The following is a 26,376-nucleotide window of genomic DNA, read 5'->3' on the forward strand; positions in this document are numbered from 1 at the left end:
GGAACTGCATGATGAAAGAACGAAAAAGTAACGGGTTTGGCGTGAAAGCAAGGTGGGCAGTGCCACTTTGTTTCTTTGTGCTCCTGCTCTTCTCCTGCGCAAAAATGGGACAACCGGACGGCGGATGGTATGACGAGACACCGCCACGGATAATCGGTGCGACACCCGAAAACAACTCTACCGAGATAAAATCGCGAAAGATAAACATATACTTTGACGAGTTCATAAAACTCGACAACCCGCAAGAGAAGGTCGTGGTGTCACCGCCTCAACTCGAAACTCCCGAAATAAAGGGTGCCGGAAAGCAGATAAAGATTGAACTGAAAGACTCGCTGCGCCCGAACACCACCTACACGATAGACTTCAGCGATGCCATATCAGACAACAACGAGGGAAACCCGTTGGGCAACTTCACTTACAGTTTCTCCACAGGTGGCAACATCGACACGCTCGAAGTGTCGGGACACGTGCTTGAAGCGGCCAATCTCGAACCGATAAAGGGCATGCTCGTAGGACTATACAGCAACCTGTCTGATTCGGCGTTCAGAACCGAACCGATGCTACGCGTTAGTCGCACCGACAGTCGCGGACGCTTCGTGATACGCGGAATAGCCCCCGGCAACTATCGCATCTATGCCTTGGCGGATGCCGACGGAAACTTCAAGTTCACCCAGAAAAGCGAGAAACTGGCTTTCAGTCACGACATCATAACTCCGTGGTCGAAGCCCGACGTGCGCCAAGACACTCTATGGCTCGACTCGCTGCGCATCAAAGACATCGCCCGCGTCAACTATACACATTTCATGCCCGACAATATAGTGCTGCGTGCATTCACCGAAGTGAACACCGACCGCTACTTCATAAAGGCCGAACGCAAGGAGGCCAACCGCTTCTCGCTGTTCTTCAGTTATGGCAACGAGCAGTTGCCAAGATTGCGCGGACTCAATTTCGACGAGCGAGACGCTTTCATCATCGAGCACAACACCCTACAAGACTCACTGACTTACTGGATAAAAGACTCCACACTGATAAACCGTGACACGCTGAACGTGGAACTGCAATACATGGCGACAGACTCGCTCGGCGCATTAAAACAACAGACCGACACACTCGAAATTCTCTCTCGCGACACTTACGCGAAACGAATGAAGCGCGAGCAGAAGAAATACGACGAATGGAAAAAGAAACAAGAGAAAGCCGAGAAACGTGGCGAACCGTTCCTTACGGTGATGCCAAAGGAGGCTCTCATACCGAGATATAACATCAGTTCGATGTCAGACCCTGACCGCAATCCATCGATAGAGTTCGATGTCCCGCTCGCATTGGCCGACACCGGCAAGGTTCATCTGTATTCAAAGATAGACACTCTGTGGTATCGCGCTCCCTTGGTGGTGCAGAAACGCAAAGGAGCAGAACGCGTGTTCGACATTCTCGGAGAGTGGAGACCGAACACAGAATACAGTCTTGAGATTGACTCGGCCGCCTTTACCGACATCTACAATCGCGTTTCCAAGCCGTTCAAGCAGGGATTCAAGGTGAGATCGAACGATGAATACAGTACGGTGATAGTGAACATCGGCGGAATGAAGGACACAACTGTAGTGGTGCAACTGCTCGACAGGAGCGATAAAATGAAGAAAGAGGTATCGACCGATAACGGTACGGCAGAATTTTTCTACGTCAATCCGGGAACATACTATTTGAGAATGTTCATCGACAGCAACCGCAACGGTATCTGGGACACCGGCAGTTATAACGAGGACAGGCAGGCAGAGACGGTTTACTACTATCCGGAAAAGGTGGAGTGCAAGGCAAAATGGGACTTGCCGTTGTCTTGGCAGCCTGCAGCAAGGCCGTTGGAAATGCAAAAACCATCGGAGATAGTAAAGCAGAAGCCTGATAAAGACAAGAAAATAAAAAACCGCAATATGGAAAGGGCGCGAAAATTAGGGATTGAATATATTCCCAAGTTATGACGCACCGCCATCAGTAAATAACATATAATAAGCACAAATTATGAAAAAGACACTATTTGCAATGCTGCTACTGACAACAATCGTTGTCAATGCGTCTGCACAGTGCACGTTCCGCAACACAGCATTCCAGTCCGGAGAGTCGCTGACCTATAACCTCTACTACAACTGGCAGTTCGTATGGGTGAAGGCCGGAACGGCATCAATTTCGGTGTATAAGTCATATTTCAATGGCCAGGAGGCGTTGCGCGGGTCGTTGGTGACGCGTGGCAACAGCAAGGTTGATAAGATGTTCATACTCCGTGACACCCTGTTGTGCTACTGCTCTACCGACATGGCACCGCTGTATTACCGAAAAGGGGCGAAAGAGGGGAAACGATATACGGTGGATGAGGTGTGGTACACATACAGCGGAGGGAAAACAAAACTGCGCCAACACCGCCAAAAGAAAGACGGAACACACACGTGGCTCAACTCGACAAGCAATGAATGTGTGTTCGACATGATGAATATATTCTTGCGTGCACGTAGTTTCGACCCTGCGAATTGGAAAAAAGGATTCGAGGTGAAGTTCCCTATGGCCGATGGCAATGGTATTGAACATGCACTGTTACGCTATCGCGGGAAGTCCACGGTGAAAGCAGATAACGGCAGAAAATACCGCTGTCTGGAACTGTCATACATGGAACTGGTGAAAGGTAAATACAAGGAGGTGGTGCGTTTCTATGTCACAGACGACAAGAACCATGTGCCGGTGAGGCTCGATATGTTTCTGCGCTTCGGCTCGGCAAAGGCATTCCTTACCAGTATGTATGGTGTAAGAAATCCTGTTACGAGCATTGAGAAATAGGCATATATGCCCATTGGGCGGAATGTTTCCTACGTTTGCAGGCATAAAAAGAGAGGAATAATATATCGAACATTTGCAATGAGCAACATACTGACGAAAATAAAGGAGTCTTTCTCACTCTCAAATAAGGGAGTGAGAATGATTGCCATGTCGCCTTTCTATGCTCTCTCGCTGCTGCCATACAGTGTTCTTTATCTCCTTTCAGACTGCATATACATTATAATATATCATATTGTGGGCTATCGTAAGGACGTGGTAAGGAGCAATATGAGCAAGTCGTTCCCCGAAAAAAGCGAACAGGAGCGGAGAGAAATAGAGCGCGAGTTCTACAAATGGTTGTCCGACTATTTCGTGGAAACACTGAAAATGCTAAGCGTAAGCGATAAGACTTTCTTGAAGCACGTGAGTTTTGAAGGTGTGGAAGAGTTGGAGAAATGCTTCGACAAAGGGCAGCACTGCGCGGCAATGCTCGGACACTACGGCAATTGGGAACTGCTCTCGGCCACCGATCTCGCCTTCAGCGAATGGGGTTCGCACGCCATTCAACGCAACAGAAATGGTGAAAGGAAGCCTGTAGTGTGCGGACTGATATACCACCCACTACACAATAAGTTTTTCGACCTTCTTTTCATAGAGATACGACAGGCATTGCGCGGGATATGTATTCCAAAGAAAGACATTCTGAGAAAACTCGTGGAATATCGCAGAGAGGGACGGATGACACTGTTCGGATATATCGCAGACCAGTCGCCGAAATGGAATAACATACATCTATGGCTGAACTTTCTCGGACATGAAACTCCTGTTTTTACCGGTGCCGAGCGAATAATAAGGAAAATGAACAATGCCGTTTTTTACGTGGATGCTGAACGACCGCGACGTGGTAGGTATGTGTTCACATTCAAACCGATTACACTCGAGCCATCGAAAATGGAGCCAAACGAGGTAACATGCAGATATTTCGAAATGCTGGAGGAGAGCATCAGACGCGACCCGACAATCTATCTATGGAGTCATGACCGCTGGAAACGAACACGAGAGGAGTATGAACACCTTTTCAAAGTTGAAAACGGGAGGACTATTCCGATTGAAAAATGATATTATGGAAACTACAAAACAGAATATGGGTAACATGAATATAACCTTTCAAAAGAAAGGCAACAGCGGCAATCCGATGTCTTTATACATCGTTGTGCCTTGTTATAACGAACAGGAAGTGCTGCCCGAGACGGTGGAAAAATTGCAGGAATTATGCACGCGACTTGCCGAAGAGGCTGACACCAAGGCAAAAACTCTGTTCGTGGACGATGGTAGTCGCGATGCCACTTGGGCTCTGATAAGCAAGACATGTGATGAAATGGAAAACGTTGCAGGACTGAAACTTGCACATAATGCCGGTCACCAAAATGCGCTATGGGCGGGAATGGAGGCAGTGGTAGATAAGTGTGACGCTATCGTGACCATCGATGCCGACCTTCAAGACGACGAAACGGTTATCATTGACATGGCAAAGATGGTGGCAGAAGGAAAGGATATAATCTACGGAATACGCAAGGAACGCAAGACAGACACCCCATTCAAGCGTCTCACAGCACAATATTTCTATCAACTGATGCGCATGGCCGGTAGCGACATTATATATAATCACGCCGATTTCCGTATGATGACGCGACGCGCAGTGAGGGCTCTTCTCTCCATGCCGGAGCGCAATATGTTCCTAAGAGGTATGGTACGCACGCTCGGTTTCAATGAGGGGAAGGTGTATTATGACCGCACCGCACGCTTCGCCGGCGAGTCAAAATACCCGCTTCGAAAGATGATCAGTTTCGCCATTGACGGCATAACGTCATTCTCTATCATACCACTGAGACTGATAACCTTATCCGGATTTATCTTCACCATAGTGGCTGCGCTCATCATTTTATACTCTCTTGTTGAGCATGCACGTGGTAACACACTGCCCGGCTGGACCTCACTTGCCGTAAGTATATGGTTTGTTGGTGGCGCATTGCTCATTGCTATCGGTGTGCTCGGCACCTACATGGGCAAGATTTATCAAGAGACAAAAAGACGACCACGCTACTTTACTGACGAGACACTCAACCTTTGAGAGTGCCCACAACTCTTCTTCGGACAGAAAGACATAAGTTTTTGGACAGAAAGACATAAAAGGGTTGGACAAAAAGACATAAAGATTTTAGGACATAAAGACAAAAAGAACATATCTTGTATTAACTTGTATGTTATCTCTTTATGCACTAAAACCTTTATGTCTTTTTGTCCTTAAAGCATCTTTTTGTCTTTATGTCCTAAAAACTTATGTCTTTATGTCTAAAAAACTTATGTCTTTATGTCTAAAAAAAATATGTCTTTATGTCCAACTCCTTTATGTCTTTCTGTCCAAAAACCATCCTGTCTGTATGTCGAAAAGAGTTAAGCGAAGAGTAATACCATAACTTGCGCTATCATAACCCTTATGAACAATGTCAAGGGATATACCGTTGCGTATTTGATAGCAGGAATATTGTTTTTCGAAGCATCGGGAGTCATAGACAGAGCAGGTGCAAAGGTCATGTTACCGGCAACGTATCCCAAAAGCGTGAAGTAGTCAAGTTTGAGCCAGTAGCGTCCGACAATACTTGTAACCCACAACGGAATAAGCATTATGGCGGCAGCATACAGCATCCACAAATAACCGCCACTGAGAAGTTTGTCAATGAAACTCTCACCCACACTAAGTCCAACACATGCAAGGAACAGCGTTATACCGAACTCCCTGAACATGAGATTGACACTCTGTGTGTTGTGAGTATTTAGTTTGAACCGTGTCCCGAAATTACTGATGAGTATTGCCACTATGAGCGTTCCACCTGAGAAGCCCAACTTTGCCGGCATCGGCATTCCTCCGAATGGGAACTCTATGCTTCCTACGAGTACGCCAATCAGTACCGCAACGAAAAGCACAAACAGGTTTGGTTTGCGCAGAGTGCTTACCGAGTTACCCAATATTCTCTCCACTCTCTTAACGTCGCTCTCCTCTCCCACCAATATTACGGTGTCGCCCATCTGCAGTCTGAGGTCTGCTTTTCCGATAAGATGCACCCCGGCACGCTGCACTCTTGAGATGTTTACGTTGTATAACGTCCTGAATTTCAGTTCCTCAATACTCTTCCCATTGACCGAACCCTGTGTCACAAGACATCTGCGCGATATAAGCCTATGGTCGAGTTTAAACCACTGAGTGTCATCCATTTCTATCTTATGTCCGATGAACACGCAAATGGTCTCTACTTCATTTTGCTCGGATATTACCAGAACCTTATCACCCTCTCTTATTATTGACTCAGGGTGAGCCATCTCTATCTCTCCCGTCTCTTTGTGAAGTATTCTTGAAATGATAAACTCATGCTTGTCGAGGAGCGTCTTCACGTGCGATACCTTACTGCCGAATATAGCCGGATTGGTTACCTCGATAGAAAAAACAAGAGCCTCCATACGCTTGGCTTTCTCACGGTCTTCTATCTTTTTCGACTCGTCCTCAACCTTTATTTTCAATGCCCATTTCAAGCCACCGGTAGTAAGTATCAGTCCGAGTATCGCCACAGGATAAGACAGTGCGTATCCGATACCAATATCAGGGGATATTGCGCCGGTAATACCTTTTGCCGCTTCCTGCGCCGCACCCAAAGCAGGCGTGTTGGTTACCGCTCCCGCTAGTATTCCCATCATCGTATCTATCGGAGTTCCGGAAAACAGGAATATAAGGAATGTTATGCCCACGGCGATTGCAATAGACAACATGGAAAGCAGGTTCAATTGTATTCCGCCCTGTTTGAATGTAGAGAAAAAACCGGGCCCTACAATCATACCGATGCCAAAGATGAACAGCACCATACCGCTCTCTTTCACGAACGAAAGCACCATCGGATCTATCTGCATGCCGAGATGACCTGCGAGTATTCCGGAGAAGAGCACCCATGTCACGCCCAGCGAGAACCCTCCAATCTTTATCTTGTTAAGTAATATCCCGACCGTAATAACCAAGGACAATACGAAAATAGAATGTCCGATGCCTTCACCCTTAATTAAATCCATTATAATATCCATCGTTGTCACTTATTTTGTTTATTCCATCACAGATAAGATTTCACAGGGTATTTGATTATTCGTTGCAAAGGTACAACAATCTTATTGTTTCAAGACCATTTCCAATTTCTTTTTTGGCAAAATATCGCGTACCGGATATATTCTTAAAAACAAAAAGGGCACACGGAATTATTAAAAATCCCACGTGCCCTTAATGTAATTTGTTCTAATATAAGCGATTAGAGCCTTTTCAGTTTCACGGTGAAGTGACGCATCAGCGGAGCCTCCCATTCTATGGCAACGCCACGTGTAATGCTTTCGCGACGGTCATAAACGTTCTTCAGTGCGGCAGCAATCACGTTCATGTGGTTGTCGGTATATACGCGACGTGCGATGCAAAGACGCAACAGGTCGAGACCACCGAAACGGTTCTCATGTGTCACAGGGTCGCGGTCGGCAAGGATATAGCCAATCTCACAACCACGAACACCGGCCTCAAGATACAACTCGCATGTAAGTGTCTGTGCAGGGAACTCCTCTATCGGAACGTGAGTGAGCACCTTGTCGGCATCAACGAAGATGGCATGACCACCTGCAGGACGCTGGTAAGGTATTCCATACTCATCGAGTTTAGATGCGAGATATTCAACCTGATGTATGCGTGTGTGCAGCATATCATACTCGGTGTTCTCGTCAAGACCCACTGCAAGTGCGTTGAGATCGCGTCCGCTCATACCACCGTATGTGATGTAACCCTCGAAAGGAATACAGAAAAGTTTTGCACCCTCGAACCATTCCTTGTTGTTTGTGGCAATGAATCCGCCCATGTTCACCACGCCGTCTTTCTTTGCAGACATCGTCATGGCATCCACATGGCTATACATCTCAAGTGCAATCTCCTTTATAGTCTTGTCGGCATATCCTTCCTCGCGTGTCTTTATGAAGTAAGCATTCTCCGCAAATCGTGCCGAGTCCATCACAACAGGCACGCCGTGCTTATGACAGAGTTCGCATGTCTCGCGTATGTTCTTCATGCTTACAGGCTGTCCACCAACGGTATTGTTGGTAACGGTAAGCACCATGAACGGCACATTACCCTTGTTCTCCACGAGCACTTTCTCAAGTTTGTCCAGTCCTACGTTGCCCTTGAACGGCACCACCTTCTGCGTATCTTTTGCGTCATCGTTGGTAACGTCGATTGCTTTTGCCTTGCGGCTCTCGATGTGTCCTTTCGTAGTGTCGAAGTGAGCATTGCCCGGAATGACATTACCCTCTTTCACGAGAAAAGAGAACAGCACGTTCTCGGCAGCACGTCCTTGGTGTGTAGGGATTACATACTTCATTCCGAAGATTTTCTGCACCACCGACTCGAACTTGTAGAACGATGTCGCTCCGGCATAACTCTCATCGCCGAGCATCATCTCTGCCCACTGGCGGTCTGACATGGCACCTGTGCCGCTGTCAGTAAGACAGTCGATATATACCTGTTCAGCCTTCAACTGAAACACGTTGTAGTTTGCCTCACGAAGCCACTGTTCGCGCTCCTCGCGCGTACTCTTTCTCATCGGTTCAATCATCTTGATTTTCCAAGATTCTGCGAATGGTAATTCCATAGCGTAATTATTTAAAGTTAGATTTGGTTAATAATAAAATATGTATGGGCACAAAATTACAAACTAATTTCGACAAAAGCAATCATTTCACATATTTTATTCGTAAAAACTAATCTATAAATAAGAAATTATCCACTTTGTGGGCTAATGATCGTTTGAGGTTAAAGTGCAAATGACGAATAACCGCATGCGCTTCCGTATATTAACCGGTAAAATAAGAAGTCGCGCATACTCTGCACCCATTTCCCATTAACAATGACATAAGTAACCGTATATAAGCTTTCATGGAACATTACGCCACCAACTTGAATGTAAATTGGGCGAAATTGGTCAGCAAAATCGCCCATTTTGGTCAGCAATTTCGCCCAAATTACTTTCCGAAATATGGCAAAACGTAAAACAGTTGATTGTCAATGGCAAACAACAACATGGATTCACACTCTTTATACATTAAACCCCAATCGACTATTAGACCGCAATTGCTTAGATTTGTTATTACCGACACGCTTCCTTACTTCTTTAGTTTTCTTGCTAAAAAAACAGTTGGCAAGATTATATAAACGAAAAATATTATTGCACCTTATTAATAAAGAGCCATCGGCAGAATTAAGTATGCACCAAATTAATTCCTACAATGGGTAAGTATGAATCTTCAATAATAAAACATTAGCAATCCTGAAAGTTCAACAAAGCAGAAACAACAATTAGGAAATAAATAAGTTTAATAGCATATAAAGATATGTAACACAGACATTATAAAAGGCTTACATCTATCACTAAATTTGGGGTATTTTACTTACAAATAATAACTTTGAATAATTTTCCTCCTTTTATTTGGAAGTATTAAAACAAATGACTAATTTTGCAGACATTAATCGAAATTACTAACTTATAAATTTTAATAACATTATTATGACAAAAGCAGAACTGGCAATGAATGCCAACACTGTAGTGGCATTCTTACAGAAGCCGACAGACGAGTTCACCAAGGCGGACATTATCCGCTTTATCGAAGAAAACGACATTAAAATGCTCAACTTCATGTACCCTGCAGGTGACGGAAAATTGAAAACTCTCAATTTCGTTATCACCAATAAGGAGTATCTTGAGACTATACTTACATGCGGTGAGCGCGTCGATGGCTCAAGCCTCTTCTCGTTTATCGAGGCCGGAAGTAGCGACCTCTATGTGCTGCCACGTTTCAGCACCGCTTTCCTTGACCCGTTTGCAGAGATTCCTACACTCTGTATGCTGTGTAGTTATTTCGACAAAGACGGTCAGCCTCTTGCTTCTTCGCCTGAGAATACACTGCGCAAGGCATGCCGCGCATTCCGCGAAACAACAGGAATGGAGTTCTACGCAATGGGCGAATTGGAATATTATGTAATCGACGACGACCCTGAAATGTACCCTGCTATCGACCAGCACGGTTATCATGAGTCGGCTCCATACGCAAAGATGAACGAGTTCCGTCAGCAGTGCATGCTCTATGTGGCACAGACAGGCGGACAGATCAAGTACGGACACTCTGAGGTTGGAAACTTCACAGAAGACGGATTGCTCTACGAGCAGAACGAGATTGAGTTCCTCCCGGTATATGCAGAGAAAGCGGCCGACCAGTTGATGCTTGCAAAATGGGTTATCAGAAACCTCGCATACGAAATGGGGCTCGACGTGACTTTCGCTCCGAAGATTACCGTAGGAAAGGCCGGAAGCGGCTTGCATATCCACATGCGCATGGTGAAAGACGGCAAGAACCAGATGCTTGACGGAGGTAAACTGAGCGAGGCTGCACGCAAGGCTATCGCCGGTATGATGGACTTGGCAGAGAGTATCACTGCTTTCGGCAACAAGAACCCAACATCTTATTTCCGTCTCGTACCGCATCAGGAAGCACCTACTAACGTTTGCTGGGGCGACCGCAACCGCAGCGTGCTGGTGAGAGTACCATTAGGCTGGACAGCAGGCATAGACCTTTGCCACGCTGCCAACCCACAGGAGCCGGAGTCAATCATTGACACTTCTTCAAAGCAGACCGTAGAGATGCGCTCTCCGGACGGAAGTGCCGACCTGTATCAACTTATCGCAGGTCTGTGCGTGGCATGTCGTCATGGTTTCGAGATGGACAATGCTCTCGAAGTGGCAGACAACACATACGTTAATGTGAATATACACGACTCTGCAAATGCCGGTAAACTGGAAAAGTTGGCACAACTGCCTGACAGTTGCTGGGCTTCTGCCGAGCGTCTTGAGCGTCAGCGTGCCGTGTACGAGGAAAAAGGTGTGTTCAGCAAGGCTATGATTGATGGTATCATCAAGCAACTCCGTTCTTTCGATGACAGCACTCTGCGTCGCGACATCGAGAACAATCCTGAGGCCATCAAGGAACTCGTGCAGACATACTTCCACTGCGGATAATAGTATTATCGACATTTCTTGATAATAAAGTTTGGGCATCGCCTGCATAAAGTTCTGCCATATCGACAGTAACATTATGCATGCGATGCCTGAATTATTTTAACACAAACTCTTTTATTCCTACCCCATACTCTTATAAACATGAAACGTAATTTCTTATTATTGGTTGTTCTCGTCTCGGTTGCGATCTTTGCAATTGGTGATGACGATGATGTGATAGTAACACGAAAGGTGATGAACGGCATGGAAAAGCATGTTCCCGACATTCACGTAGCAACAAGTATTAAGGCCGATAGGCAGCGAATGGCAAGGTTTAAAAGGGCTGCCGCAAACGGACTGACGGCCAACTTCGGCGTGAAAGGCGGCGGAGAACAGGAAACAATATGGGCGGAGAATTTCGATAACGGCTCGGAAGGCTGGACATTGCAGAATGGTCAGGAAGGTAACGTGAAATGGAAAACGGCGGCAATGGCCAAACCATCGGTAGAGGGAGACGTGCAGTCGCTGACGCTCGATGTGCCTTATCAGATGTGGAAGAGAGAGAAAGCACACGCAACAAGTCCCGAAGTAAGTGTGCCATCTAATGCTCTTCTGCATGCCTCTATCTATGGAGGGAAAACTTATAACGACTATGCCACACTGACAATAAGTGTATCGGATGACGATTTCGATACCCGCACCGAACTGTGGAAGAGCACGTCAATCACTTCATCGGGCACACAGTGGCATGGCGTGGAACTCGACCTTGCAGCCTTCGCGGGAAAAACGGTGAGAGTGAGGTTCGATTATGGCGCAGGCACAAAGGATGGTTTCAATGTCGGTGGTTATATGTATGGGTATGGCATAGACAATGTTGCGGTGACAGGGGTTGCCGAAGCGACTCATATTGACGTACTCGCCGGTGAGGAGATTTATTTCAAAGACCTTTCAAAGGGTAATCCCACCTCATGGGAATGGAGTTTCCCGGGCGGCGTTCCGGAGACTTCGAACGAGCAAAATCCGGTGGTTTATTATACCAAAAGCGGCACTTATGACGTTACGCTGACGGTTGCCGATGGCGAGGGAGAGGACGTTAAGACAATCGAAGGATTTGTTGGCGTGACGGGAAAGAAGCCCACCGCATCGTTCGATTGCCCTGCCTCGTTCCGCGATGCGGTGTCACATCTGAAGATGGTTGCCCCGCTTGTGCCGGTGGAATATCACGACACATCGACAGGATTTCCCACTTCATGGTCGTGGAGGTTTACAAACGGCCCGACATCCGAGACCGATGAGTATAGCAATGAGCAGAATCCGACGATTGCATATAACTTCCTGAGTAAACAATATGCCGTACTCGTTGCTGATAATGAGGAACAGGACGAGAGCAACGAGTCTTCAAGCATTATTGCGAAGGCCGCAACAGACAGTGTGCTTCCTAAGTACGACGGACTTGTATGCAACCTGCTCGAGACCGATATTCCCACGAACTATGATATGGGTGAGGACGGAAAATTTCCCGGAGCATGCAATATTGCAGGCAGTAAACTACAAGGATTTGCAGAGAAATTCTCCAAACCGTCGCGCCCGATACTTGTCTATGGTGCCTACGTTTATGCTTCTGAGGCTTCGGCCGAGGAGGTTTACCAGCAGGTAATGCCGGTAAAATTCAGCCTGACGCGAAGTAATAACGGTGTGCCGGGCGAGGTTATCGACTTCAACTCGTGGACAATACCGGAGATTGGTTATGCCATAAAGAATAATAATGGTTTGATAACGGTGGAGTTCGGCAAGCCGCATATCATCGATGAGGAGTTTTTCATCACCGTGACCGACCTGCCGGAGAAGAACGAGACACTGCACCTCACATTCGCAATGGCACCAATGCGTGACAAGGATAATACGGCCTATATGCTTAAAGACGGAGAATGGAGACCAATGACGGGTTATTTCCAGAGTGCGCCGAGCGGGCAGACATCGTTCTATGTTTATCCCGGCATCGCTCACAGCGTAATCACGCCACTGCCGGTTGGCAAGGAAATAGTTGAGATTCCTCACGAGGGCGGCATAACGAAGCAGGAGTTTTTCTCTTACCTCGGTTATCGTTTCAAAGGAAGTGATGCCGATTGGTGTACCGTTTCGAATGTTCCGAACGGACTGACGCTTGACACTCTCGACATAAAATGCGATCCACTGCCTGATGGAATGAAAAGTAGGCAAGCCGTATTGACTTTCACCGATAGCGTGACGACTATAACATTGAAAGTATTGCAACGCTCATCTTTTTCGTTGGAAGTGCAAAAACCTGATACACAAGCCTCTGTCATTGCTCGCAGATATTACACCATTGACGGCATGGAAGTAGCCGCCGATAGGATGAGACATGGACTATATCTCGTTCGAGAAGTGCTGAATGACGGGACGGAGCGAGTCAGCAAACACGTGATTGGTAATTGACAGAAAGACAAAACGTTTTTGACAGAAAGACAGAAAGCAATAAAAATAGACAAAAAGACATAAGGGTTTTAGGACAGAAAGACAAAAAGAACATTCTAATTGGTAATTGACAGAAAGACAAAACGTTTTTGACAAAAAGACAGAAAGCCATAAAAATAGACAAAAAAACATAAGGGTTTTAGGACAGAAAGACAAAAATGTCATTTCTAAATCTACTAAAAACCTTATGTTTTTTTTGTCTTTCTGTCCTAAATTCCTGTCTTTATGTCCAAAAAAGATTTATGTCTTTATGTCCAAAAGACAGGTAGGAGAGAGATATTACCACATCTTAACGGTCTTCGTTCCCACACGCAACAGCAGCGGACCGGCAGTACGTTGTACAGGTACGAAGATGCTATTACCATTCACATTACCCTTTGCAAGGCATGCTCCGGTCACGGTATATACGGCATAGTGCTCACCATTGTCAACACCCTCAACGAGATAACCTCCGTCAACACGTGTCACACGAATGTTTCCATCGGCAGTGGTAGAAGAGATACCGCTTGCTATGTCCTCGGCAATGAGTGTGAAACGACGCCATCCGGCAGCAGCCTTATAAAGTTCGGCAGTACCCTCCGGCACGTGCAATGTTGCAGTTGTGATGTTCTCAATGTCTTTGAATGTGTCATCAGTGATAGTCTGTGGCTGCATAGCGTAAGCATATACGTTCTGCAATGCAACGCAATGTGTGAACGCATCAGACGACAGTGTACATCCGGCAGGTATATGTGCCTCTTCCATAAGCAGTACATTGAGGAACGCATTGCTGCCAATATGCTTCAATGAAGCGATGTGAGGCAGTTGAAGCAACGACATGTCGCGCTCGAAAGCATTGTCACCGATAGTCTCGAGTGCCGGTGTGACACCTTCCTGCCAAGCGAACTGTGACAACATCATGTTATACGCCATACCCAACGACTCTATTTTCGTGAGCGAAGCGGGAAGGAATATCTTCTTGAACACCGGACTGAAACATATTGCCAATCGTCCTATGGTCTCTACACCCTCCTTCACTTTGAGTTCTTCGCCTACCGTTATCGGTTGGAAAAGCAGTGTCTTCTTGTCTGCCGAGTAAAGTGCTCCGGCCTCAGAAGCGATAGGCATTTCTGTTGTCGGCACTTTCACGTCCTTCAAGTTGAAGTTTGCGGCGAACGCACCCGGACGCACTGTCTGTGTGGTTTGCAGCAATGTGTATTCCTGAGTCTCGCGACCTGAAGGATAGGCAACGATTTCTGTCTTCTCCTTATTATATACTACACCATCCACATCACAGAAATGTTTGTTCTCGGCATGAACGGTAATGTCGGTCAGTCGTATGCAATAGAGGAACGGCAATTCGCCGATTGTCTCCACGTTCTTTCCTATGGTTACCTTTGTCATCTCGTTAGCACCCTCGAAAGCACGCGCGTCTATTGCTGTGATGGTGTCGCCTACAACAGCCTCACCAACCGGCTGCCACTTCACAAGGTGTCCGTCATTGACAACAGGCTTGTGTTCGTCGCCTGCCGACTCATCCTTTGAACATATTAGAGATATTTTCACATCGGTATTAAGGCTCTCTATAACATACTCGTTTGCGGTCAGTCCGACAACCAACTCGTTGTTATTAAGCCAACTATCCACTTTATATCCCTCAAGCGGATGTGCCGTGAACACCAACTTCGAGCCGGTAGCCACTGCTGCGCCGGTAGATATATCGTTGCCATTGGCCGTTGCTGTCAGCGTTCCATACTCGTTAAGCGAATTGAATTTCACAACGTTTGTTCCCGCGTTGCGTTCGAAATCAACGCGTATATCCATCATATCGTATGCATCACATGTATATGTCTCCTTGCCATACTGTCCTTCAATCAAAACGAATGACGAAGAATTGTCTGGTGCTGTCACCTCACGATACCACTCGGTAACGTGAAAACCATCCTTTGCTGTTGCCGTGAAAGTCAGCACAGAGCCAATAGGCACCACTCCGGCACTCTTCACATCTTTTCCATCCTGTGTCTTACAGGTCACTGTTCCGTAGTCAGGCTGCATGCTCTTGAAGAACACCACGTATCCCTCAGGAAGTTCAGCGAATGTCACAGTAACATCAACATTGCCTTGCAGTGCATCGATTGTGTATATCTGTCCGGTTGTTCCTTCTGACGGCAGTTCCTCGGTGAGAGTCTCACCGTTCACTGTCCAATGGTCAATTTTATATCCGCCACGCGGTGTTGCCTTGATTCTAACCATTGTACCCTCGTAGATTTCCTCTCCGCTCTGCACATCCATGTTTCCGGTTGTCCATGCTTCCATGGCTCCGCCATTGTTTGGAGTCCAAGAGTATGTCACCTTATATTTATTCTTAGCACCGGGTTCGCCAACCACAATCTTGCATTTCTTATATTCTTTCTGCAATTTTTCCTGTATCGTAGCATTCGCTACGTATATGGTAGTTTGCTCTTTGTCGGCAAGACTATGTCCGAATGTTTCGAAATTCTCACTGAGATGAATATCGATAATGCTTAGAGAAGCAACGCCATTGAATGTCAAGAAACTGTCGTCGTTGATGCGTACCAGTCTCGGCAAGTAGATTTCAGTCAACGATGTACACATGTTGAATGCGTTGTTACCAACAACAGTAACTCCCGGCAGTGTCACTTTCTTCAGCAAAGCATTACTCTGGAAAGCCTGTTCGCCAACAATCTTACATGTCTCGGCATCGAGTGATAACTCATTTTTACCTCCGGCGAAAGCCACGAGTTTAGCATCAGCCTTGCGCAGCAGTGCATCAGAAACGGTATGGAATATTGCGCCGCCCTCCGGCATGGTCAAGCTCTGCACCATATCGCATTTCTTGAACGGATTGCCGTTGACATCGGTCAGCGTATTTCCCAAGGTTATTGATGTTGCGGCCGTGCAATAACTGAACGCGTCCTTCTCAAGTGTAACAACAACAGGCAGGTTGATCTCTGTGAGAGCATCACAACCATAGAACGCATTCTCACCAACGGTCTGCACTTTCGGTGCTTGTATTGAAGTGATTCCGGTGCATCCTCTGAACGCATTCTTACCAATCTTTGTTACATTGTTAAGGTTTACGCCTTTTATATTGGTGTTGCTGATAGGGTCTGACGTTCCCCAACCCTCATCATCCGGCTCTCCTTCCTGATAGAAGCAGTTGGCGGCTATCTCGGTAACATTGTCAGGGATTGTTATTACGCCCTGCGCATCATCCCACGAAATAAGCACACCGTTTTCAACTTTCTGCGCCTTGGCTATATTGGATAGCATAAGCACAGAGCATAATACAAAAAACAGTTTTCTCATCTTGTGTAAAATATTTTAGTTAATGATTAATAATATATTCCAAATGAATAAGTATTCAAAATCAATAATATAAAATTATATTCCGTATCTTGGTAATTTATCACCTGTTCAAAACAACCTTTTCGGGGATGCAAATTTAATTACTAATAATGAGAACGGAAAATTTAAATCAAGAAAAAGTGTTCTGACACCGTATTTTATTGTTATTTTAACAAATAAGAGAAAATAGGTAGCAGATTGATTGCGATGTCAATGAATGCTGACGTGAAAAAAACATTGACTAAAAGAGATTGCTTTCCACTATTTTTATTAACTTTGCAGACCATAAAATCATATTTCGAGGAGGCCGTAATGTCCCTCAATATAAATAAACGAAACAAGAAAATGGCTCTTATAAAAGAAGTGAACGGTCTGAAACCGCAATGGGGAAAGGACTGTTATTTTAGTGAAAACGCCACGATAGTGGGCGAAGTGACAATGGGCGACGAGTGCTCTATATGGTTCAATGCCGTTGTTCGCGGCGACGTGGCACCGATTACAATCGGCGACAGAACAAATGTTCAGGACGGCTCATGCCTGCACACGACACGACATACCGGTCCGTTACACATCGGCAGTGATGTGACCATTGGACACAACGCCACGGTTCATGCCTGCACAATCCACGACCACGCGCTCATAGGTATGGGAAGCACACTCCTCGACCACTGCGAAATCGGCGAGGGTGCAATCGTTGCTGCCGGAGCATTGATAATAGGTGGAACAAAAATCGGACCGAACGAGATTTGGGGAGGTGTGCCGGCGAAGTTCATAAAGAAAACAAAGCCGGGACAGACCGACAACGCGGCACACTATGTTGAATATATGAAGTGGTATGATTGATGGTTGAAAGTTGAGCGTTGAGGGTTGAGGGTTGAGCGAAGGCTTGTTAATGGAGAAGTTCGCTCAACCCTCAACCCTCAACGCTCAACGATAAAACCTCAACCCTCAACCACTTCATAGAAATTCTTCTGCGTCTCAACAAGAATATTGAGGGCACGTGGCAGGAAATCATCATACACCGGATTAGAATCGAGAATTGTCTCATACACTGCCCACACAGAACGGCAATCGCCCGTGATAATGGTCTTTGCTACTTTCATTGTACGGTTGATATTATTGCATGCTGCCAACACCTCAACAAGATTATCGTCCGTAACATCGTATATATGGGGCATTGCAATCTGCAAGTAAGGCTCATCGTCCGGCGTATCAAAGATGATATAATTATTCATCTGATACTTGAAAACGATGTCTCCGTCTTCATCTTTACTCGGCATCAGTCCCTCGCCTTGTAGGTAACTGATAATATCATCTAAATTTGCCATTTCGTTATAGTTTCAATTATACATTATCCATTACAAAATATCCATAGCCGGCACTTCTCACAGCCATTATTCATAGCCTATCGGCCGTCTGCAGAAACGTGACGCTTACTTAAAACCTATGTGCGGTCTTGCATTGCCTGCGACCGTATCTCCGAATGTTTCCCTCATCCGTTCGTAACTTTTCACAATTTCCCGACTCAGTGACGGACGATTACAACGTATGCAGTTCTCCATAAGTTCCTGTGTTATCATACTGTCGGAGAGTGCCGCCGTGATAGCCGAATCGTTCACGATGAACGAGATATCGCTTGAGATATAGTCCTCGGTGAGTTTCGCCAGACGGTCACAATCGATGTTCTCGCACGGCCTTCCGGCAAGATGCAGTCTGAACATCTCGCGCCTTGCATCCTCGTCAGGCATGGGCACATAAACCATTTTATCTATTCGTCCGGTGCGCAGCACGGCCGGGTCTATTTTGTCGGGTCGGTTACTGGTGCATATAACGAACAGTCCCCGCTTGGCACAGTTGTTGAGTTGCGACAAAAACTCATTCACTTCGCCCGACAAGTTATTGTTATCAATACCGCTGCGATTTGGCACCAGCGCATCGAACTCATCAAAACATATTACCGTAGGCGTTTTTTCCTCTGCTTTCTTGAACAACTCTGCAATCTTCCCTTGCGTACCGTGGATATACGTACTGCCAAGGTCGCTCGACTTGATATTTATGAAATTGAATCCCGATTCTTCTGCAAACTTTTCGGCAAAGAACGTCTTTCCGCAGCCCGGAGGACCGTAAAGCAACATTCCGTTCGGCGGTGTCAGTTTGTATTTCTCGGCAAGGTCTTTGTTTTTCAGCACAAAAATAATCTTCTCACGCATCATCTTCTTCAGTTCCTCCATGCCTGCCACACCATCGAAACCATTGCCGCTTCTCCTCTCTGCCTCAACACTGACCCGCATCTCGTCCTCTCTTTCGTGCCTGCTTTCGGTCGCCATCTTTCTCTTTTCGCTCTCCACATCGGCCTTTTTCACAGGCATCTTGCCTTGAATGGCATCTACAAACTGCTCCAGTGTCATTCTCTTCTTCTCCGAAGCCTTCAGTGTTTGCGTTATGGCATTACGGAAATGCTCGGAAAGGTTTTCCTTTTCTGAAATCTCCAACGGTGTCATTATGCGTTTGGCACGCAGCGTATCCCGTATTTTCTCCACATCGGCAGGGTCGCTGATATCATACTGCCACGGCATTTTCCCGGTCAGCATGGTATATGCCACGGCAGCGAGTGAGAACACGTCGCCAGCCATATTATATACATTGTTATATGTCTCCGGAGCACGACAAAACGGGTCGAGGTCGGACGTGAAGAACGGTGGTTGGCCGTCAATCGGTTCGCAGGTATGCCCAAGGTCAATGATGCGCGCCTTGGCTTTCGCCGACACCTCCGTAAAGATTATGTTTGACGGTGTTATGTCGTTATGCACTAATCCCGCCGCGTGCATCTCTTTCAGTCCTTCGGCTATGGCCAGAGTATATCGCAGAGCCTCTTGTGCATCGAGGATTTCCTTCCGCGAGATTACCTCCGAAAGCAGTTCGCCCCCGAAATATTCGGTAATGAGATAACAGAACCGTTTCCCCTCAATCTCTACCGCCCCATCGGTGTGCAGTCTCGATATGCCACCAACCTGCAGTTTATGATAAACTGCAATCTCTTTCACGCCGAACTCGCTGTCAACAAGCAGTTCCGGCACGCGTTGCATATCAAAAAGTTTCATGAAGAATGATTTGCCGTTATCGTCGAGCACACGATAATTCTCATTGCACATTCCCTCTTTCAGAAACATCGCAACAGTATATTTCTCATCAATGACGTATCCTTTTTCTAAGTGTTGCATTCTTGTCAGGTAATCTAAAAAACAGTTACTTGTATCGCTTATTTCTTTTTTATACTTGCAAATTTACAAAACAAATTCAGAATGACAATATTTTTTTGCTAATTCTTTGCAGTATCATAACTTTAAACTACTTTTGCACCATGAAACGAGAAAACACAATGTTATATCATCTTGTCGCATTCCTCACCATAGCGGTATGGGGTACGACATTCGTTTGGACAAAACTGCTCATACAGAACGGATTATCGCCCGTGAACATATTCACCATTCGCTTCCTGATGGCCTACGTGTTGCTGCTCGGTTTCTCGCTGATAAGAGTGCGCAAACACAAGTTCATGTGGTTTGCCAACGGGTGGAAAGAAGAACTGAAGATGATGGGACTGGGCATCACCGCCGGTTCGATGTATTTTCTTTCGGAGAATGCGGCACTGCAATACACCACCGCCACGAACGCCTCACTCATCGTATGTTCATGCCCGCTGTTCACCATGCTGCTCTTCGCTGCGGTGTATAAGAGCGAGCTTTTCAACAAGATACAGATAATCGGGTCTATGCTGGCATTCGCAGGAATGGCCATTGTGGTGCTCAACGGTCGTTTCGTGCTCCACCTTCAGCCTGCCGGCGACTCTCTCGCATTCGCTGCCTGCATCTCGTGGGCAATCTATTCGTTGCTTATGAAACCGATGACCGGCCGATACCCTACTCTATTTCTCACCCGCAAAGTGTTTTTCTACGGACTCGTCACGGCCTTGCCTTATTATATCATCACTCCCGGACTGCCACCGGCAGAAGTGCTCATGCGCCCACAGGTCATTGCCAATCTGCTGTTCCTTGGTTGCGTGGCATCAATGGTATGCTACCTGACATGGAACTGGTGCATGGCGAAACTCGGTGCGATGGTGGCCACCAACTGGGTATATTTCAACCCCATAGCAACGATTGTCGTAGCATGGTGGGTGCTCGACGAGCAGATTACAGGCTATTTCATAGTCGGTTCGGCTCTCATTCTGGCCGGTATGTATCTCTCTGATAAACGCGGCAAAAACGAAGATAAGGCAAAACTTCCTAAAGCATAAACACAAATCGGTTATTATTATAACCCATAACGTTTTTCAAAACATAACCTTTTGCTCACCAAATTCGCCCAAATTGCTTGGCAAAATGGGCGAATTTGGTGAGCAATTTCGGCGAAATTACTTTCCTTATCACAATGAAATGAGTTTCTTGCAGGGATAAAGTGCGTCAAAGTCCGACGCAACTGAGGATTTTCTTTGTGGCTCCGGCCTGCGAAACAACGTATTCTCCTGCTAGAGTTCCGAGGCGTTGCAGTTCTTCGGGGGATGCGGAAAGACGATTCATTTGTGAAGAAAAATCGTCGTATGAGCCAATTTCTATTCCTGCGCCACACGCTTTCAATGCCTGTGCTTCTTGGAAATTGCGGTTGTTGGGGCCGAAGAACACCGGCACGTTCCACACTGCGGCTTCGGGCAGATTGTGGATACCCTCGCCGAATCCGCCACCTACGTATGCCACCGTTCCATAGCGATAGATGCTTGAGAGAATTCCGAAGCAGTCGATGATGAGTATGTCGGCATCTTTCGCCTCGGCCTCGTTGGTCTGTGTGTAGCGCACCACCTTGCGCTTTGTCATGCCGATGATGTGGCGCAGATGATTCTCGTCGATTACATGCGGTGCGATAATGAGTTTCCAGTCGTGATGTTGCTCGAAATATTTCATGAAAATATCCTCATCAGGTTGCCATGACGAGCCGGCAATGAAGCAGCGGGCAGTGGTACCTGCTGCCGTGTTGCCAACGAAACTTTCAACGATTGGAAGTTGTTTGGCCTGCTCTTTTATATGCAGCACTCGGTCGAAACGCGTATCACCGGTTATGGTGACATTATTTATTTTTATGGTGGAGAGCAATTCCTTGCTCACTTCGTTCTGCACGAAAAAATGGGTGAAGCACTTCAGCACGCGCCCATATTCCCAGCCATACCATCTGAAAAATATCTGTCCGGGACGGAAAATGGAACTCACGCTATAAACCGGAACACCACGATGTTTCAGAATGTGGAGGTAATTATACCAGAACTCGTATTTTATGAAGAATGCCAGTTCCGGACGAACGGCACGCAAGAAGCGGCGCGCATTCCTTATGGTGTCGAGCGGAAGATAGCAAACGATGTCGGCTCCCTCGTAGTTCTTGCGCACCTCATAGCCCGAAGGCGAGAAGAAAGTGAGCAGTAACTTATACTCGGGATGTTCCTTTCTGAGTCGCTCCATTATGGGTCTGCCTTGCTCGAACTCGCCGAGTGAGGCGGCATGGAACCACACATAACGGGCGTTAGGATCTACCTTCTGTCTCAGTATTCTAACCGCCTCGCGTTCGCCACGCCACATCTTGCGCACCTTTTCGTTGAAGATGCTGACAACTGCGACGCAAAACAGATAGAGATAGATTGCTATATGATACATACATTCCGCCCCCTTGCCCTCCATGAATGGAAATGCTGCTTACGCAGGGGATAACTTCGCTTATTTCATAAATAGGTTTTCAAAATCGTAGTCACCATTATTGGGCTGCGGCATCGGCAGACAACACCTCTATGGCACGGCGCATTCGGGTGAGCGTCTCTTCCTTTCCGAGGAAAGCCGTGATGTCGAACATGCCCGGTCCCTTGCCTTCTCCGACAAGCGTAAGACGGAAAGCGTTCATCACATCGCCGAGTTTATAGCCCTTTGACTCTACCCATGCCATTACCACTCGTTCCTGATTCTCGATAGAGAAGTCTTCGATGCCCTCAAGAACCTCTGCCAGTTCGTTCATAACCTGAGGCGAGTCGGCTTTCCAACGCTTGCGAGTGGTCTTCTCATCGTATTCAATGGGCGGAACGAAGAAGAAAGAACAGAGCGGCCACAGTTCGCGAACGAAGTTCACACGGTCTTTCATCATGTGCACCACCTGTCGCACACGAGCCATAGATTCCTCTACTCCGTTGCCCGCAACGATAGGTGCAAAGAGTTCGGCTATTTCGTCATCGCTCTTGTTCAATATGTATTCGTGGTTGAACCAGATGGCTTTCTGGAAATCGAAACGTGCTCCGGCCTTCGAGCATTTTGATATATCGAACTGCTTAACGAGTTCGTCGAGCGTGAAGAGTTCCTGTTCTGTGCCGGGATTCCAGCCCAACAGTGCAAGGAAATTGAGCACTGCTTCCGGGAAATAGCCCTGTTCGCGGAATCCGTTGCTCACCTCGCCCGTCTTCGGGTCGTGCCATTCGAGCGGGAAAACAGGGAAACCGAGACGGTCGCCGTCACGTTTCGACAGTTTACCCTTGCCATCCGGCTTGAGCAGCAACGGCAGATGAGCGAAGCGTGGCATGGTATCTTCCCAACCAAAAGCACGATAGAGCAATACATGGAGCGGTGCCGATGGCAGCCACTCCTCGCCACGTATTACGTGCGTTATCTCCATGAGGTGGTCATCGACGATGTTCGCCAAATGATAAGTGGGCAGTTCGTCGGCACTCTTATAAAGAACCTTGTCGTCAAGAATGTCACTCTTTATCACAACATCGCCTCTGATAAGGTCGTTGACGTGAATTTCTTCACCCGGCTCTACCTTGAAGCGCACCACATACTGATTTCCATCCTCTATCAATGCATCGACATCGGCCTTTGACATGGTGAGCGAGTTGCGCATCAGGGAACGCGTAGTGGCATCATACTGGAAATTCTGAATCTCCTGACGCTTCATGTCGAGTTCTTCCGGAGTGTCGAAAGCGATGTATGCCTTGCCTGCATCAAGCAGACGTGTGACATACTCTTTGTATATCTCGCGACGCTCACTCTGACGGTACGGACCGTATTTCCCACCGAAACTTACGCCTTCGTCGAACTTCAGTCCGAGCCAACGGAACGATTCTATGATGTATTCCTCGGCACCGGGAACAAACCTGTTGCTGTCGGTGTCTTCTATACGGAAAACGAAATCACCGCCATGCTGACGGGCAAACAGGTAGTTGAACAATGCCGTGCGCACGCCACCGATGTGTAATGCGCCAGTGGGACTTGGTGCAAAACGCACCCTGACTCTTCTTTCTGACATCTTTTTATTCTTTTTTGAGGAACGGGATTCTATCGGCAAGGATTCGAAAACACATGTATGAGGCCTGCAACCTCAATATCGAAAACGCCCACAGAATATCCCCGTAATTAAATTTCCGTGCAAAATTACTTATTTTATTTCAATTATACGATATTTTTTTGTATTTTCGCAGGGTAATTATAACAAAGCAAATAAAATGAACATTTTCAAGCATAGAGAACCTCGCTTTTGGCGAAAATTTTTCATGCGCGCAGCACTCGTTACGGTGACGGTGACAATAATAGTATGGTTCTTGCCAAAAAATAGTGGTCCACAGTACCAGTATGACGTTGGAAAGCCTTGGATGCATGGGTCTTTAATAGCAAAATTCGACTTCCCTATCTATAAGACAGAAGAGAGTATAAAGAATGAGAAAGACAGTATCCTGAACAATTTTGAGCCTTATTATAACTTCAACGACAGCATCGGACAGACTGCAATAAGAAGACTTAAACACGACTTCGCCGAAGGCATAGCCGGCATGCCGCCAAACACGGTGGACGTTATTGCCAAAGACCTCGCACAGATATACGAGGCGGGGATTATGGACACGCACGAGTATTCCGAGAACTTCAAGGACACGACGCGGATGGTGCGCCTCGTGATAGGCAAAACGGCACAAAGCATTGGCGCGAACAACATATACAGTGAGATGTCGGCATACGAACATCTGTTCATCGATGCCCGACTGTTGCCTTACAGACAACTGTTGCAGAAGTGCAACCTCAACAAATATGTCGTTCCGAACATTATTTATGACAGCAAACGAAGCGAAACAGAGCGTATTGACCTGCTGAGCACGGTGACCGTGGCAAACGGAATGGTGATAAGCGGACAGAAGATAATAGACCGGGGAGAAATCGTTGACGACCAAGACGTACTGGTACTAAACTCATTAGAGCGCGAAATGGAGAGGCGACAGGCCGGAAAGAACGAGATAAGTTCCACAATCGCAGGGCAGTTCATGTATGTCGCCTTCTTCGTAATTCTCTTTACGATCTATCTCGAACTGTTCCGCAAAGACTATTTCTACGGCACTCGGAACATCGCAATGGCCTATTCGCTGATAACATTCTTCCCCATCATCGTGTCATTGATGATGCGCCACAACATATTCAATATCTATGTGCTGCCGCTTGCAATAACCCCGATGTTCATAAGGGTGTTCATGGACTCGCGAACGGCATTCGTCGCCCACCTCACAATGGTGCTTATATGCGCCGTGGCGGTGAAATATCAGTATGAGTTCATCATAACAGAACTGGTTGCAGGACTCGTGGCGATATACTCTCTGCGCGAACTGACACAGCGTGCACAGGTGTTGCGCGTGGCACTTTACGTCACACTGTCAATGTGTGGAATATTCCTCGCAATGCAGATGATTCAGGAAAACACAATGGGAAACATCGACACGAGCATCTTGAAATACTTCGCTTTCAATGGTGTGATGCTCCTTTTTGCCTATCCTCTTATGTATGTGGTAGAGAAAGTATTCGGATTCACAAGTGCCGTGACGCTCGTAGAACTGTCGAACACATCGAAAGAACTGCTAAGAAGATTAAGTGAGGTGGCACCGGGAACATTCCAGCACTCCATCACCGTCAGCAATCTTGCAGCACAGATAGCCGACCGCATTGGCGCAAAGGCTCAACTCGTGCGAACGGGAGCACTCTATCACGACATCGGAAAGATGATAAACCCGGTTTTCTTCACCGAAAATCAGGCAAGCGGAGTGAACCCATTAAGCAACATGCCGTGCACGGAAGCGGCACAGGTGATAATAAGTCACGTAACCGAAGGACTGAAACTGGCCGAACAGGACAACCTGCCACGAGTGATAAAGGACTTCATAAGCACTCACCACGGTGCCGGAAAGACCAAGTATTTCTATATTACATATAAGAACGAGCACCCCGACGAGGAGGTGGACGAAATGCTTTTCAGTTATCCCGGACCAAATCCGTTCACACGAGAGCAGGCCATACTGATGATGGCAGACAGCGTCGAGGCAGCCTCACACTCGCTTAGCGAATACACGGAGGAAAGTATCACCAACCTCGTGAACAAAATAATAGACAGCCAAACAGCCGACGGATTCTTCCAAGACTGCCCTATCACGTTCCACGACATCTCTATGGCAAAACAGGTGCTCATCGAACGACTCAAGGCTATCTACCATACACGCATCGTTTATCCGGAATTAAAGAAGTGAAACACCTTCCCACGCTGTTCACTTATACCA

The 26,376-nt window shown here is 46.8% G+C and carries 16 protein-coding genes; 9 read left to right on the forward strand and 7 right to left on the reverse strand.

Features of this window, described 5'->3' with window-relative positions:
• Positions 1–8: 8 nt before the first annotated feature.
• From EHV08_RS05905 to EHV08_RS05920, 4 genes are all read left to right on the forward strand, one after another.
• Positions 9–1,976: an Ig-like domain-containing protein gene (locus EHV08_RS05905; protein ID WP_394366039.1), complete on the forward strand. Its 1,968-nt coding sequence runs from the start codon at positions 9–11 to the stop codon at positions 1,974–1,976.
• A 40-nt stretch (positions 1,977–2,016) separates the two neighbouring features.
• On the forward strand, positions 2,017–2,823 hold the full coding sequence (locus tag EHV08_RS05910; RefSeq protein ID WP_126678498.1) for a DUF3108 domain-containing protein: 807 nt from the start codon (positions 2,017–2,019) through the stop codon (positions 2,821–2,823).
• A 78-nt stretch (positions 2,824–2,901) separates the two neighbouring features.
• Positions 2,902–3,921, forward strand: coding sequence for a lysophospholipid acyltransferase family protein (locus EHV08_RS05915; protein WP_238988019.1), 1,020 nt, complete (start codon positions 2,902–2,904; stop codon positions 3,919–3,921).
• 4 nt (positions 3,922–3,925) lie between these two features.
• The gene (locus tag EHV08_RS05920; protein WP_317125830.1) at positions 3,926–4,933 is read left to right on the forward strand and encodes a glycosyltransferase family 2 protein; all 1,008 of its coding nucleotides are present in this window, start codon (positions 3,926–3,928) and stop codon (positions 4,931–4,933) included.
• 323 nt (positions 4,934–5,256) lie between these two features.
• Here EHV08_RS05920 and EHV08_RS05930 read toward each other — a convergent pair whose 3' ends face one another.
• Entirely contained in the window at positions 5,257–6,918 is a 1,662-nt protein-coding gene (locus EHV08_RS05930; RefSeq protein ID WP_238988020.1) for a putative transporter, read from the reverse strand.
• A 230-nt stretch (positions 6,919–7,148) separates the two neighbouring features.
• Complete coding sequence (locus tag EHV08_RS05935) at positions 7,149–8,522, reverse strand: tryptophanase (protein ID WP_126678501.1); 1,374 nt, start codon at positions 8,520–8,522, stop codon at positions 7,149–7,151.
• A gap of 912 nt (positions 8,523–9,434) precedes the next feature.
• Here EHV08_RS05935 and EHV08_RS05940 point away from each other — a divergent pair.
• Complete coding sequence (locus tag EHV08_RS05940; protein ID WP_126678502.1) at positions 9,435–10,940, forward strand: glutamine synthetase family protein; 1,506 nt, start codon at positions 9,435–9,437, stop codon at positions 10,938–10,940.
• 141 nt (positions 10,941–11,081) lie between these two features.
• A complete protein-coding gene (locus EHV08_RS05945; protein WP_126678503.1) occupies positions 11,082–13,376 on the forward strand; it encodes a PKD domain-containing protein in 2,295 nt (764 codons plus the stop codon).
• 318 nt (positions 13,377–13,694) lie between these two features.
• Here EHV08_RS05945 and EHV08_RS05950 read toward each other — a convergent pair whose 3' ends face one another.
• Complete coding sequence (locus EHV08_RS05950) at positions 13,695–16,724, reverse strand: leucine-rich repeat domain-containing protein (protein ID WP_126678504.1); 3,030 nt, start codon at positions 16,722–16,724, stop codon at positions 13,695–13,697.
• A gap of 384 nt (positions 16,725–17,108) precedes the next feature.
• On the opposite strand from EHV08_RS05950, the gene EHV08_RS05955 reads away from it, so the two are divergent.
• Positions 17,109–17,606, forward strand: coding sequence for a gamma carbonic anhydrase family protein (locus EHV08_RS05955; protein ID WP_126678505.1), 498 nt, complete (start codon positions 17,109–17,111; stop codon positions 17,604–17,606).
• Positions 17,607–17,704: 98 nt separating this feature from the next.
• On the opposite strand, the gene EHV08_RS05960 is transcribed toward EHV08_RS05955, so the two are convergent.
• Entirely contained in the window at positions 17,705–18,091 is a 387-nt protein-coding gene (locus tag EHV08_RS05960; protein WP_126678506.1) for a YbjN domain-containing protein, read from the reverse strand.
• 105 nt (positions 18,092–18,196) lie between these two features.
• Positions 18,197–19,984 carry an AAA family ATPase gene (locus tag EHV08_RS05965; RefSeq protein ID WP_126678507.1) on the reverse strand — a complete coding sequence of 596 codons (1,788 nt, stop codon included), beginning with the start codon at positions 19,982–19,984 and terminating at the stop codon, positions 18,197–18,199.
• A gap of 140 nt (positions 19,985–20,124) precedes the next feature.
• Between EHV08_RS05965 and EHV08_RS05970 the strand changes: the two genes are divergently transcribed.
• Positions 20,125–21,060 (forward strand): DMT family transporter, encoded by a 936-nt coding sequence (locus EHV08_RS05970; RefSeq protein ID WP_126678508.1) that lies wholly within the window; start codon positions 20,125–20,127, stop codon positions 21,058–21,060.
• A gap of 166 nt (positions 21,061–21,226) precedes the next feature.
• Here the strand turns inward: EHV08_RS05970 and EHV08_RS05975 are convergent, their stop codons facing one another.
• Positions 21,227–22,462 carry a 3-deoxy-D-manno-octulosonic acid transferase gene (locus tag EHV08_RS05975; RefSeq protein WP_126678509.1) on the reverse strand — a complete coding sequence of 412 codons (1,236 nt, stop codon included), beginning with the start codon at positions 22,460–22,462 and terminating at the stop codon, positions 21,227–21,229.
• Positions 22,463–22,559: 97 nt separating this feature from the next.
• Positions 22,560–24,095, reverse strand: coding sequence for a glutamate--tRNA ligase (gene gltX / locus EHV08_RS05980; RefSeq protein WP_126678510.1), 1,536 nt, complete (start codon positions 24,093–24,095; stop codon positions 22,560–22,562).
• 196 nt (positions 24,096–24,291) lie between these two features.
• On the opposite strand from gltX, the gene EHV08_RS05985 reads away from it, so the two are divergent.
• Positions 24,292–26,346 (forward strand): HD family phosphohydrolase, encoded by a 2,055-nt coding sequence (locus EHV08_RS05985; protein ID WP_126678511.1) that lies wholly within the window; start codon positions 24,292–24,294, stop codon positions 26,344–26,346.
• Positions 26,347–26,376 lie beyond the last annotated feature (30 nt).

The organism is Prevotella koreensis (assembly GCF_003977605.1).
Lineage (GTDB): Bacteria > Bacteroidota > Bacteroidia > Bacteroidales > Bacteroidaceae > Prevotella > Prevotella koreensis.